This is a genomic window from Nonomuraea solani, assembly GCF_900108335.1.
GTDB classification, from domain to species: Bacteria; Actinomycetota; Actinomycetes; order Streptosporangiales; family Streptosporangiaceae; genus Nonomuraea; species Nonomuraea solani.
The window spans coordinates 104,149-117,184 of record NZ_FNVT01000029.1; the positions used below are offsets into that span (position 1 = coordinate 104,149).

10 protein-coding genes, 1 pseudogene and 1 riboswitch are annotated in these 13,036 nt (G+C 69.4%); of the genes and pseudogenes, 6 read left to right on the forward strand and 5 right to left on the reverse strand.

The window, feature by feature from the left end:
* Window positions 1-68: 68 nt before the first annotated feature.
* The gene (locus C4V41_RS53585) at window positions 69-1,874 is read right to left on the reverse strand and encodes an acyl-CoA dehydrogenase (RefSeq protein ID WP_103963786.1); all 1,806 of its coding nucleotides are present in this window, start codon (window positions 1,872-1,874) and stop codon (window positions 69-71) included.
* Between the two features lie 90 nt (window positions 1,875-1,964).
* On the opposite strand from C4V41_RS53585, the gene C4V41_RS53590 reads away from it, so the two are divergent.
* The 3 genes from C4V41_RS53590 to C4V41_RS53600 all read left to right on the forward strand — a co-directional run bounded on the left by C4V41_RS53590 (window position 1,965) and on the right by C4V41_RS53600 (window position 3,617).
* A complete protein-coding gene (locus tag C4V41_RS53590; RefSeq protein WP_103963807.1) occupies window positions 1,965-2,774 on the forward strand; it encodes a class I SAM-dependent methyltransferase in 810 nt (269 codons plus the stop codon).
* A gap of 23 nt (window positions 2,775-2,797) precedes the next feature.
* A riboswitch (guanidine-III (ykkC-III) riboswitch) is annotated at window positions 2,798-2,860 on the forward strand.
* 32 nt (window positions 2,861-2,892) lie between these two features.
* Window positions 2,893-3,207, forward strand: coding sequence for a DMT family transporter (locus C4V41_RS53595; RefSeq protein ID WP_103963787.1), 315 nt, complete (start codon window positions 2,893-2,895; stop codon window positions 3,205-3,207).
* Window positions 3,208-3,257: 50 nt separating this feature from the next.
* A complete protein-coding gene (locus C4V41_RS53600; RefSeq protein ID WP_235030955.1) occupies window positions 3,258-3,617 on the forward strand; it encodes a VOC family protein in 360 nt (119 codons plus the stop codon).
* Between the two features lie 5 nt (window positions 3,618-3,622).
* Here the strand turns inward: C4V41_RS53600 and C4V41_RS53605 are convergent, their stop codons facing one another.
* On the reverse strand, window positions 3,623-4,072 hold the full coding sequence (locus C4V41_RS53605) for a hypothetical protein (protein ID WP_235030956.1): 450 nt from the start codon (window positions 4,070-4,072) through the stop codon (window positions 3,623-3,625).
* Window positions 4,073-4,149: 77 nt separating this feature from the next.
* Between C4V41_RS53605 and C4V41_RS64950 the strand changes: the two are divergent.
* A pseudogene (locus tag C4V41_RS64950) lies at window positions 4,150-4,560 on the forward strand (GNAT family N-acetyltransferase); the annotation flags it as partial.
* A 42-nt stretch (window positions 4,561-4,602) separates the two neighbouring features.
* Complete coding sequence (locus C4V41_RS64955; RefSeq protein WP_235030958.1) at window positions 4,603-5,073, forward strand: GNAT family N-acetyltransferase; 471 nt, start codon at window positions 4,603-4,605, stop codon at window positions 5,071-5,073.
* Here the strand turns inward: C4V41_RS64955 and C4V41_RS53615 are convergent.
* Complete coding sequence (locus C4V41_RS53615) at window positions 5,060-7,066, reverse strand: molybdopterin-containing oxidoreductase family protein (RefSeq protein ID WP_103963789.1); 2,007 nt, start codon at window positions 7,064-7,066, stop codon at window positions 5,060-5,062. The two genes, C4V41_RS64955 and C4V41_RS53615, sit on opposite strands and share 14 nt — an antisense overlap.
* Before the next feature lie 194 nt (window positions 7,067-7,260).
* Here C4V41_RS53615 and C4V41_RS53620 point away from each other — a divergent pair, with 194 nt between their 5' ends.
* Entirely contained in the window at window positions 7,261-9,636 is a 2,376-nt protein-coding gene (locus C4V41_RS53620; RefSeq protein WP_103963790.1) for a lysylphosphatidylglycerol synthase transmembrane domain-containing protein, read from the forward strand.
* Here the strand turns inward: C4V41_RS53620 and mgrA are convergent.
* Complete coding sequence (mgrA, locus tag C4V41_RS53625) at window positions 9,605-10,603, reverse strand: L-glyceraldehyde 3-phosphate reductase (protein ID WP_103963791.1); 999 nt, start codon at window positions 10,601-10,603, stop codon at window positions 9,605-9,607. The genes C4V41_RS53620 and mgrA overlap by 32 nt on opposite strands.
* Window positions 10,600-12,690, reverse strand: coding sequence for a S9 family peptidase (locus C4V41_RS53630; RefSeq protein WP_103963792.1), 2,091 nt, complete (start codon window positions 12,688-12,690; stop codon window positions 10,600-10,602). Before C4V41_RS53630 ends, mgrA begins: the two co-directional genes overlap by 4 nt.
* Window positions 12,691-13,036 lie beyond the last annotated feature (346 nt).

The following is a 13,036-nucleotide window of genomic DNA, read 5'->3' on the forward strand; positions in this document are numbered from 1 at the left end:
GACAGAGCGCCCACTTCTCGGAAGCGGGCGCTCTGTCTGTGTGACTGCCGCGGGTGGCAGAGGTGGTCCTAGAAGGCCTCCTCCGGCAGCTCCATGAGCTCCTGGCCGGTCGAGGCCAGCACGCGCCGCTCGGCGGCGAGCCGGGGCAGCACGGTCTTGGCGAAGAAGGACGCGGCGGCGACCTTGCCCAGGTAGAACGGGTCCTCGTGGTCGGCGAGGCGGGCCAGCGCCACCTCGGCCTGGCGCAGCAGCAGCCAGCCGATGATCAGGTCGCCGAGCGAGAGCAGGAACCTGGTGGTGTTCAGCCCGACCTTGTAGACCTCCTGCGGCGTCTCCAGCGAGCCGAGCGCCCAGCCCGCCATGGTGTCGCCCATGGCCTTGACCTCGCCGGCGGCCTCGGCGAGCAGCTTGCGCTCCTCCTTGAGCCGCCCGTTGCCGGCCTCGGAGCCGGCGAACTCGTTGATCTCGTTCAGCAGCGAGCCCACGGCGGCGCCCTGGTTGCGCAGGATCTTCCTGAAGAACAGGTCGAGGCCCTGGATCGCGGTCGTGCCCTCGTACAGGGAGTCGATCTTGGCGTCGCGGATGTACTGCTCGATCGGGTAGTCCTGCAGGTAGCCGGAGCCGCCGAGGGTCTGCAGCGAGCGGGAGAGCAGCTCGTACGACCGCTCAGAGCCGACGCCCTTGACGATGGGCAGCAGCAGGTCGTTCATGGCGTGCGCGTGCCGGTCGGCCGGGTCGATCAGCAGGGTGTCCTGGAACGTGGCCGTGTAGAGGACCAGGGCGCGCATGCCCTCGGCGTACGACTTCTGCAGCATGAGCTCGCGGCGTACGTCCGGGTGGTGCGTGACGGTCACCCGCGGCGCGGCCTTGTCGGTCATCCTGGTCAGGTCGGCGCCCTGCACCCGCGACTTGGCGTACTCCAGGGCGTTCAGGTAGCCCGTGGAGAGCGTGGCGATGGCCTTGGTGCCGACCATCATGCGGGCGTGCTCGATCACCATGAACATCTGCTTGATGCCCTCGTGCACCTCGCCGACCAGCCAGCCGACCGCCGGGTGCTTGGCGCCGAAGGTGAGCTCGCAGGTCGTGGAGACCTTCAGGCCCATCTTCTTCTCGACGTTGGTGACGTAGGCGCCGTTGCGCTCGCCGAGCTCGCCGGTCTCCAGGTCCACGTGGAACTTCGGCACCAGGAACATCGACAGGCCCTTGGTGCCGGCGCCGTGGCCCTCGGGGCGGGCCAGCACGAGGTGGAAGATGTTCTCCGACATGTCGTGCTCGGCGCTGGTGATGAAGCGCTTGACGCCCTCGATGTGCCAGGTCCCGTCGGGCTGCCGCACCGCCTTCGCGCGGCCCGCGCCGACGTCGGAGCCGGCGTCGGGCTCGGTCAGCACCATGGTGGCGCCCCAGTTGCGCTCAATGGCCAGCTCGGCGAAGCGCTTCTGCTCCTCGGTGCCGACCTGCCACAGGGTGTAGGCGAAATTGGGGCCCGCGGCGTACATGTAGAGGGCCGGGTTCGCGCCCAGCACCATCTCGGCCGTGGCCCAGGCCAGGCTCCGGGGGATCCCGGGGCCGCCCAGCTCGGCCGGCAGGTCGAGGTGCGCCCAGCCGCCGTCCATGAGCGCCTGGAAAGACTTCTTGAAGCCTTCGGGAACGGTCACAGAGCCCGTCGCCGCGTCGAAGACCGGCGGGTGCCTGTCGCCCTCCTCGAAAGAGTCGGCGAAGACGCCGGTCGCCTGCCGGTTGACCTCGTCCAGGATGCTGCGGGCGACGTCTTCGTCGACCTCCGCGAAGGGCCCTGTACCGAGGATCTCACGTCTCCCGAACACCTCGAAGAGGTTGAACTCCAGGTCACGCACGTTGCTCTTGTAGTGGCCCATGGGCTTCGATCTCCTTGAACCGAGGCGTCTGTACTGGCGAGTAACCTTACTCTGAAATGCTACCCGCGGGTAACCCATGCCATGCATGGCATGCTCGTCCTCATGGACGCCGAAGAACTCGCCACCCGATGGCGGGAGCGACTGGATTCCTGGGCCATTCCGGACGCGATCCTGGCCAAGGCTCCCGAGGATCCCTGGAGCCATTCGCCTGAACGGTTCGGCACCCGTACCGACCGGGCCCTGGCCGAGCCCGACGACGGCCCCACCATGACGCGGCTGTCCGAGGCGCTGCCCGACAAGGGCACGCTGCTCGACGTCGGCTCGGGTCCTGGGGCCTCGTCCCTGCCGCTGCACGCGCGCATCGGCCACCTCTACGCCGTCGACACCTCCGCGTCCATGCTGGAGGGGCTGACGGCCAGGGCGGAGAAGCTGGGCGTCCCGGTGACGACGGTCGAGGGCCGCTGGCCCGACGTGGCGGACCAGGTGCCGGTGGCCGATGCCGCCGTGGCGGCGCACGTGGTCTACAACGTGCCCGACCTGGCGGACTTCCTGCGCGCGCTCGACGCCCGCACCCAGGGGCGGGTCGTGCTGGAGCTGCCGCACCGCCATCCCATGAGCTGGATGACACCGCTGTGGCAGCACTTCCACGGCGTCGACCGGCCGGTCAGGCCCATCGCGGAAGACTGTGTGGCGCTGGCCGCGGCGCTCGGGTTCGCGGTGCAGGTGGAGGAGAGGGAGGCCCCTCTGGAACGTTTCACGTCGCTGGAGGAGCTGGCCGCCAGCGCGTGCCGGCGGGTCTGCCTCGACCCCGCCAGGGCGGAGGAGGTCGCGGCCACGGCGCAGGAACTGGGCATGTGGCCGATGCCGCGTGACCGGTGGGTCACGATCTGGTGGGAATGACCGGCCCGCCTGCCACGTTCTCTCCCATGAGCTGAGAACGCTCCCGGACGAGACGCGCCGTACCCGGAACGCCAAGACGACGCACCGTAGTCGGTCTCGTCTTCAAGGAGTTGCCATCATGGCGTGGATCCTGCTCGTTCTGGCCGGCGTCTTCGAGGTCGCCATGGCCCTTTCACTCAAGCTCAGCGACGGGTTCGCCCATCTGTGGTGGACCCTGTCGTTCCTGGTCATGGCCGTGCTGAGCTTCGGCCTGCTCGCGTACGCGCTCAAGTCCCTCGACGTCGGCACCGCGTACGCCGTCTGGACCGGCGTCGGCGCCGCGGGGACCGCGATCCTCGGCATGATCGCCATGGGCGACGACGTCTCGCTGCCGCGCATCATCTCGATCGCCCTGATCCTGGCCGGTGTCATCGGCCTGCGGACACTGGCTTGACGTCTTAGGTGGTGTCGGGGTTGGGTGGCCTGGTGATCGAAATCCATGCAGTGACCATTGACGCCGCCGACCCGTACGCGATCGCCACCTGGTGGAGCAAGGCCACGGGCCTGCCCCTGGGAGAGGGCGACGAGCCGGGCGACGACGAGATCATGCTGCGCACCAAGCAGGACCCGTTCCTGCTGTTCATCCGCGTGCCCGAGGGCAAGACCGTCAAGAACCGGGTTCACTTCGACGTCAACGGCACCGAGGGCAGAACCCGTGACCAGGAGGTCGAGCGGCTGACCGAGCTGGGCGCGACCGTCTTCGACGACCAGCGCAAGCCTGACGGCACCGGCTGGGTGATCATGCTCGACCCCGAGGGCAACGAGTTCTGCGTGTGCAGGAGCCAGGCGGAGCGGGAGGGCTGATCGCGTCACCGGCCCGAGCGCGCTCGTCCCTGCATCGCGATCGTCAGAACGCCGGCGATCAGGTAGACGAGCGCGCCGTGCCACAACGCGTGCACCGCCGAGCCGAACACGCCTTCGCCGTCGAGCACGAGCTGCACCGGGTAGTCCAGCACGGCCGTGATGCCGGCCGGCAGGAGCGCGAACTTGAACGGGTGCTTCAGCGACCACTGGCGCGCCTGGCGGGTCACCCGGTCGCCCTCGTCCGGCTTGGCGACGGCGCCGATCGCGGCGATCAGGGCGAACAGGCTGATGCCGAGCCCCAGCGCCCACACCAGGTCGCCACCGCCTGTGAGCAGGCCCACCCCGAAGCTGGCCGCGGTGATCGCACCGCCACCGATGGCGGCGGCCTTCCAAGGGGCGCCGCGGAGCGCGGCACCCGACAGCGAGACTTCGTCGCGTCGACTGATTTCGTTCATGTCATTAATGCTGCCTTTTGTCCCACCCTGGGAGCATCGGGGACAGACCCTGAGAGGTCCCTGACATGATGCGGGACATGCACGACATCGACATTGCGCACCTCAAGCCGGGCGAGGGTGAGCGGCTGCGGGAGATCCGGCTCCGCGCCCTCCAGGATTCCCCCGACTCCTTCGGCTCCAGCTACGGCCGGGAGATCGAGTTCGGCCCGGAGAAATGGGCGGAAAGACTGGAGTCGCCGGAGTCGCGCTGGTGGGTGGCCACCGCCGGCGGCGCCGATGTGGGCCTGGTGTGCGTGCGGATCGAGGAGGCCGGGGCCCACCTGCTGTCCATGTGGGTCGCCCCCGAGGCCAGGGGCGCCGGCGTGGGCTCCCGGCTGGTGGACGCGGCCGTGGCGTGGGCCGCGAGCACCGGCGCCGAGGAGGTCGGGCTCTGGGCCGTCGACCAGAACCAGGCCGCCCGCGCCCTCTACGCCCGCAGGGGTTTCACCCCCAGCGGCAAGGTGATGGCCCTGCCGTCCAATCCCGGCCTCATGGAGTCGCACTACGTGCTGTCCCTGATCTTCCGCCAGGCCCGCAGGGAGGACGTGCCCGCCATCGTGGCGATGCTGGCCGACGACCCGCTCGGGGCGAAGCGCGAGGGCGACCCCGGCGACGCGCGCTACCTGGCGGCGTTCGACCGGATCGACGCCGACCCCTACGACGAGCTGATCGTGGCCGAGATCGACGGCAAGGTGGTGGGCACGATGCAGCTCACGTACCTGGCCGGGCTGTCGCGGATGGGGTCCGAGCGGTGCCAGATCGAGGCCGTCCGCGTCTCGGCCGCCGCGCGCGGACAGGGGCTGGGCCGCAAGATGATCACGTGGGCCGTCGGCAGAGCGCGGGCGCGCGGCTGCGCGATGGTGCAGCTCACCTCCGACAAGACCCGTACGGACGCGCACCGCTTCTACGACTCCCTCGGCTTCACGGCCTCCCACGAGGGCTACAAACTCAGCCTGGGCTGATCTCGACCAGGTTGTCGTGGAAGGCCGGCCCCCTGCCCATGTCCCCGTCGCGCTCGGCCACCACCGCGTTGGGGTTGGCGCCGCCGGGGCTGAGCTTGGGCCAGCGGCCCTTGGTCGAGGCCACCACCCCGGCCGACACCCGGTCGCTGATCTCGACGTCGGCCAGGAACTCGCCGCCGTCGTTGTGGACGCGTACGCGCTGGCCGTTCTCCAGCCCGCGCGCCGCCGCGTCGGCCGCGTTGACCAGCACCACGGGGTCCTTGGCGCGGCGCCGCAGCTCCGGGTTGTTGCCGAAGGTCGTGTTGAGGAACGTGTGCGAGGCGGGCGTGACCAGCCGCAGCGGGTACGGCGACCGCCCCGCCTCGTCCGCCGTGTGCGGCGGCACGTACGCCTTGCCCGCCGGCGGGAAGCGCAGCCGCCCGGACTTCGTCGGAAAGCCCTCGGCGAACGGCATGAACGGCTTGGGGTAGTTCATCCGCACCCAGCCCTCCTTGCGCAGCCGGTCCACCGTGATGCCCTCCAGCGACGGATCCCCGCCCGACAGCAGTTGCTCGGCCAGCTCCAGGTCCGAGTCGTACAGCGACGGCTCGGTCATCCCCATGTGCGCCGCCAGCCGGCGGAACGTCTCCGTCGTGGACAGGCACTCGCCGGGCGGCTCGGTGGCAGGCTCGTTCCACAGCAGGTACATGTGCCCGTAGCCGGCGTGCACGTCGAAGTGCTCGGTCTGCATGGTCGCGGGCAGCACGATGTCGGCGTAGTCGACGGTGTCGGTCGGGAACTGCTCCATGACCACCGTGAACAGATCCTCACGGGCGAGCTGCCGCCTGATCGCGTTGGCGTCGGGGGTGGAGCCGAGGGGGTTGGCCGCGTACACCCACAGGCACTTCACGTCGTCGAGCTGGGAGCCCAGCTTGGTCATGACGAGGGTGCGGACCGGCTTGGCCAGCAGGTCGTCGCGCCTGTCGACGGTGAGCTTGACGTGGTCGCTGGTGGAGAAGGCGACGCCGCCGCCGGGGTGGCGCCAGTCGCCGGTGACGCCGGGAATCGCCGCGATCGTCCGCATCGTGGTGCCGCCGCCCTTGTGCCGCTGCAGGCCGTGCGTGGCGCGGATCGCGGTCGGGCGGGTGTGGGCGAGCCTCATCCCCAGGCTGTGGACGGCCTCGGCCGGAATCCCGGTGATCTCGGCGACCTTCTCGACCGGGTGGTTCAGGATCTCCTCGCGGAACTCCGCCCAGCCCTCCGTGTGCTCGGCCAGGAACTCCTCGTCCTGCGCGTTCTCCGCCAGCACGACGTTGAGCAGCCCGAGCGCCAGCGCGGCGTCCGTGCCCGGCCTGATCGGCAGCCACTCGTCGGCCTGGTCGGCCGTCCTGGTGCGAATCGGGTCGATGGCCACGATGTGGGCGCCGTTCGCCTTGGCGTCCTGGATGAACTTCCACAGGTGGTGTCCGCTGGTGAGCGTATTCGTGCCCCAGAGCAGGATCAGCCTGGCCTGCGCGAAGTTCTCCGGGTCCATGCCGCCCGCGGTGCCGTTCGTCCGCCACAGGCCGCTGCTGCCCGCCGCCGAGCAGATGTTCAGCCAGTGCCTGGAGGCGCCCAGCATGTTCCAGAACCGGCGGCCGGCCACGGCCTCGCAGCCCTGCAGGTAGCCGAGCGTGCCGGTGCCCAGATAGGGCCAGATGGCCTCGCCGCCGTGCTCGTCGACGATGCCGCGCAGCCGTACGGAGATCTCGTCGAGCGCCTCTTCCCAGGTGATCCGCTCGAACCGGCCGGAGCCCTTCGGCCCGGTCCGGCGCATCGGGTACAGGATGCGGTCGTCCGCCCGCGTGTGCTCCAGATAACGGTTGACCTTCACGCACAGCGCGCCCCTGGTGTAGGGCTGGTCGGGATTGCCGCGGAGTTTGACCGCCTCGCCGTCCTTGACGGTGACCACCCACGAGCAGGTATCCGGGCAGTCCAGAGGACATGCCCCCAAAACCCTCAGTTCACCCGACATGCGTCACAGCCTACGTCCCCGGCCAGGCAGAATGCCCGATCGTGTAGCGTGCCCGGTGCGATGACCGGGGGCACGATTAGGACACTGGACGTTAAGAGATCGCACGCTCCGGCCAGGAAGGTGCAGAATCGCTGTCGGTGGCCGATATCAGGGAACGAGATGACACGGAGGACCTCTCGGAGGGGGATCCAGCCGTGGCGGAGTCGCGCGCGGACGACGACATCTACGTCGTCGAGCCGCTCCTGCCCCAGCGCCTGCGCCGCCCGTCCGACCTCCTGCGCTTCTTCGCCGCCCTCATCGTGCTCGCCGCGGTCATCCTGCTCGCGCTGGTCGCCAAGCAGACGCTCATCGGCCTGGAGGCCGACGTCAAGGTGGGCGCCGAGCTGGTGCCGCTGCTCAGCAGGGTCGCCGCCTTCCTCGGTGGCGCGGCCGTCCTCATCGTGCCCGCGGCCTTCGCGGTCGAACGGGTCTTCCACCGCGACGGCCTGCGGGTCGCCGAAGGGCTGATCGCCGCCATCATCGGCATGGCCGGGTCGTTCCTGCTCGGGCAGTGGCTCACCGCGGGCAACGCCGACGACCTGCGCGTGCTGCTGACCGGCGACAGGGACATCGAGCCGCTCAACACGCTGCTCACCTCGGTCATCGCGTACGCCACCGCCGTCCGCATCTCCCGCCGCCCCACCTGGCGGATGCTGATGTGGACCACCATCGCCCTCTACATCCTGGCCTTCTTCTCCGGCCGGCAGATCACCCTGCCCAGCGCCATCGTCACGGTCATCGTCGGCATGGCCATCGGCTACGCCACCCTGTACGGCGTCGGCAGCCCCAACACCAGGCCGCCGGGCAGCGCCGTGGTGGCCGCCCTGCGCAAGCTGTCGTTCTCGCCGATCTCCGCCCGCCGCATCGAGGACGACCACCAGGGCAGCCGCCGCTACGCCATCGGCCTCAGAGACGGCACCAGCCTCGACGTCACCGTGCTCGACCGCGACCGGCAGGTGGCCGGGCTCCCCTACCGGCTGTGGCGGCGCATCCGGCTCAACTCCGAGACCAGGCGCCGGGCCATCAGGTCGCTGCGGGCCGAGCTCGAACGCGAGGCGCTCATGGCGTACGCGGCCCAGGCCGCCGGCGCCAGCACCCCGCGCCTGCTCGGCACCAGCGAGATCGGCACCGAGGCCGCGCTGCTCGCCTATGAGCACCTCGACACGCGCCCGCTCGACGACGTGCCCGACGACGAGATCGACGACGCCGTGCTCGCCCAGATCTGGGAGCAGGTCGAGCTGCTGCAGATCCAGCGCCTGGCGCACCGGCGGCTCACCGGCGACGGCGTCCACCTCGACCGGGCCGGCCGCGTCGTGCTCACCGACGCCCGCAGCGGCGAGATCGCCGCCGGCGACCTGCTGCTCCGGCTCGACGTCGCCCAGCTCCTCACCTATCTGGCGCTGCGGGTGGGCCCCGAGCGCTCGGTCAGGGCCGCGGCCGCCGTCATGGGTCCCGACGCGCTGGCCGCCGCCATGCCGCTGCTCCAGCGCATCGCCCTCACCAGGGAGACCCGCTCGGCCCTGTCGAAGGCCAAGAACGTGCTGCCAGGCCTCCGCGAGCACATCGTCGCGCTCAAGCCGCAGGGCAAGGTCGAGGAGGTCCGGCTCGAACGCTTCCGTCCGCGCACCCTGATCACCATCATCGCCAGCGCGATCGCCGCCTACATCGTGCTCTCCCAGCTCAGCCAGGTGGACGTCTACCACGTCATCACCACGGCCAACTGGGCCTGGTCGGGGCTGGCGCTGGTGGCCTCGTTCGTCAGCTTCGTGGCCGCCGCGCTCATGCTGCGCGGGTTCGTCCCCGAGCCGCTGCCGCTCTGGCGTACGGTGCTCGTGCAGTTCGCGTCGTCGTTCGTCAAGCTGGTCGCGCCCGCGGCGGTGGGCGGCGTCGCGATCAACACCCGCTACCTGCAGAAACGCGGCATCTCCCCGTCCAGCGCGGTGGCCAGCGTGGGCGCCTCACAGCTCATCATGCTGGTCTTCCACATCGCGCTGCTGCTGCTGTTCGCCTACATCACCGGCTCGGCCACGACCACCTCGTTCACGCCGTCGCGCGGGCTCGTCGTGGTGCTGCTCGCGGTCGCGGTGCTGGTCGTCGCGGTGCTCGGCGTGCCGCCGCTGCGCCGGCTGGTGACCGTACGAATGCGCAAGCTGTTCTCGAACGTGCTGCCCAGGCTGCTCGACGTGCTGCAGTCGCCGCGCAAGATGATCGAGGCCGTCTTCGGCACCCTGATGATCACCATCGCGTTCGTGATGTGCCTGCACGCCTGCGTCGCCGCGTTCGGCGGCTCGCTGAGCTTCACCGCCGTCGCGGTCGTCTTCCTCACGGCCAACGCGATCGGCTCGGCCGCGCCCACACCGGGCGGTCTGGGCGCGGTCGAACTCGCGCTCGTGGGCGGCCTGGTGCTGGCCGGCGTGCCCAAGGAGCTGGCCACGTCGGCCGTGCTGCTCTACCGGCTGCTCACGTTCTGGCTGCCGGTGCTGCCCGGCTGGGCGTCCTTCACCTACCTCCAGCGGCACGAGGCCCTGTGATCTTCTCGATGGCCTGGAGTTCGTCCTCGGTGAAGGCCGGGCCGTCCACGCAGGCCACGTTGTCCTCCAGCTGCTTCACGCTGCTCGCGCCGATCAGCACGCTCGTCACCCGTGGGTCCCTGAGCGTCCACGACAGCGCCATCTGAGCCAGCGTCTGCCCCCGCGTCCCGGCGATCTCGTTGAGAGATCGGGCCAGCTCGCGGTCGATCTGGTCCTCGCTCAGGAACCGGCTCGTGACCGCCCGCGAACCGGCCGGCACCCCGTCCAGGTAGCGGTCGGTCAGCAGGCCCTGGGCCAGCGGCGAGAACACGATGCAGCCCATCCCCGCCTCCTCCAGCGCGTCCAGCAGCCCGTCCTCGATCCACCGGTTGATCATGGAGTAGGACGGCTGGTGGATGAGCAGCGGCGTGCCCAGCTCACGCATGATCCGCGCGGCCTGGGTGGTCTGCTCGGGGGAGTAGTTGGAGATGCCCGCATAGAGCGCCTTGCCCGAGCGCACCGCCCGGTCGAGCGCGCCCATGGTCTCCTCCAGCGGCGTCTGCGGGTCGGGCCGGTGGCTGTAGAAGATGTCCACGTAGTCCAGGCCCATGCGCTTGAGCGACTGGTCGAGGCTGGCCAGGACGTATTTGCGCGAACCCCACTCGCCGTACGGGCCCGGCCACATGTCATAGCCGGCCTTGGTGGAGATGATCAGCTCGTCGCGGTACGGGGTGAAGTCCTCGCGCATGATCCGGCCGAAGTTCCGCTCGGCGGAGCCGTACGGGACGCCGTAGTTGTTGGCCAGGTCGAAGTGCGACACCCCGAGGTCGAACGCGCGGCGCAGGATCGCCCGCGAGTTCTCGATCGGCCGGTCGTCGCCGAAGTTGTGCCACAGGCCGAGCGAAACGGCGGGCAGCTTGAGCCCGCTGCGGCCACTGCGGTTGTACGGCTGCCGCTCGTAACGCTGGTCGTCGGCCTGATAGGTCATGACGTGCCCCTCTCGATAATCCAGGCGAGCGCGAAGGCCTCTTCGCGCCAGGCGTCGTAACGCCCGCTGCGCCCGCCGTGTCCCGCGCCCATTTCCGTCTTCAGCAGGAACGGCCCGCCGCTCGCCGTCGCCCGCAGCCTGGCGACCCACTTGGCCGGCTCGTGGTAGAGCACGCGGGTGTCGTTCAGGCTCGTGATCGCGAGGATCGGGGGGTACGGCCCGCCGTCCACGTTCTCGTACGGCGAATAGCTCTTCATGTACGCGTAGACGTCCGGATTGTGCAGCGGGTCGCCCCACTCGTCCCATTCGATCACGGTCAGCGGAAGCGACGGATCGAGGATGGTGTTGAGGGCGTCGACGAACGGCACCTCGGCCACCACGCCCGCGAACTCCCCGGGCGCCAGGTTCGTGACCGCGCCCATCAGCAGGCCCCCGGCCGAGCCGCCCCTGGCGATGACCCGCTCACTCCAGCCGGCCTCCTTCAGGTGCCTGGCCACGGCCACGAAGTCGGTGAACGTGTTGCGTTTGCTGGTGAGCTTGCCCTCTTCGTACCAGCGGCGGCCCATCTCACCGCCGCCCCTGACGTGCGCGACGGCGAAGGCGAACCCGCGGTCGAGCAGCGACAACCTCGCGACGGAGAAGCCGGGGTCGATGGAGGTCTCGTAGCTGCCGTAGCCGTAGAGCACGGTCGGGGCGGGCTTGGCGGCGTCTTTGCGCTTGACGATCGACACCGGGATCTTCGTGCCGTCCTCGGCCGTGGCCCACTCGCGGAACTGCTCGTAGTCGGCCGCGTCGTAGCCGCCCAGCACCGGCCGCCGCTTGAGCAGGATCAGCTCGTGCGAGTCGAGCTCGTAGTCGTACACGCTGGGCGGGGTGACCATGCTGGTGTAGCCCAGCCGCAGCCGCGTGGTCGTGAACTCCGGATTGCCGGCGGGCCCGACGTCGTAGAGGGGCTCGGGGAAGTCGATCTCGTACGCGTTCCGCTCGGACGCCTCGACCCGCTCGCGCCAGGAGTCCCCGGCCGGGCTGTACGGGAGCACCCGCAGGCCCGTCAGGCCGTCGCGGCGGAAGTGCACGACGGCGTGGTCCGCGAACGCGTCGATCTCCAGGAGCCGGGTGTCCGCGCGGTGGGCGATCAGCGGGGTCCACGCGCCGGGGTCGTCGAGCGGGGCGGTGGCCAGCTCGAAGTTCTCGGCGTTCTCGTTGTGGAGCACGTAGAAGAAGTCGCCCGCGTGCTCGACGCCGTATTCGACGCCGGTCGTCCTGGGACGCACGATCCGGAACTCACCCGCGGGGTCGCTCGCGTCGAGGATGCGCACCTCGCTCGTGATCTTGCTGCCCGCGCTGAGCACCAGATAGCGCTCGCTGCGGGTCAGCCCGACCCCGACCCAGTAACGCTCGTCGCCCTCCTCGTAGACCAGCACGTCCTCCTGGGTGCCCAGGGTGTGCCGGTAGACCTGGAACGGGCGCCAGGCGTCGTCCACGCGCGTGTAGAAGAACGTCGAGCCGTCGGCCGACCAGGCGCCGCCGTAGAAGATGTCGGCGATCTCGTCGGACAGCACCTCACCGGTCTCGAGGTTCTTGAACTTGAGCGTGAAGCGCTCGTCGCCCTTGTAGTCGGTCGAGAACGCCAGCATCGTCCCGTCGGGACTGACCGAGCTGGTGCCGACCGAGAAGAACGGGCTGTCGCCGGCCAGCTCGTTGCCGTCGAGGATCACCCGCTCGTCGTCGAGCTTGACGCCCGGGGTGATCTCCGGGGGCGCGTCGCTTTCAGCCGGTACGCGGCAGGAGACGGCGTACTGCTTACCCTCCTCGGTGCGGGTGAAGTACCACCACGCGCCCTTGCGGCTGGCCACCGAAAGATCGGTTTCCTGGGTGCGGCCCTTGATCTCCTGGAACACCTGCTCCTGGAGCTCGGAGAGGTGAGCGGTCTCCTGTTCAACGAAGTCGTTCTCAGCCTCCAGATAGGCCGTGGTGTCTGGATCTTCCTTGTTGCTCAGCCAGGCGTACTCGTCGATGACGGTGTCGCCGTGATGGGTGCGCTTCGTCGGAACCTTCTTCGCCACTGGCGGCGTGTTGCTGCTCACGTGGGGAGTCTATGTTCGGTCGTGATCGTTCTGTTGCCGGAGATGATGACGATCCGGCGCGAGGGGTCGAGACCGCTGCTAATCTTTAGGAGCCGACGCAGTGCGGCGCAACCCACCTCCTTCACTCCGGTGACTTTGGTGTGCTGTGCCACATATGTCGGCAAACCCCTTCTGACTCGCGGGTCTGGAGATCGATTCGCAAGTCGGTCCAGAGGCTGGTAAGTTAGAGGGGTTGTCCCCGGAAGGGGGCGGCACTTAATTACCGCAGGTCGAGCGAGTCGGGTCAATTTGACAGGGACTTGAACGGCTGAAAGAATTAAGTCATAACGAACGGAAAGTGAACGCC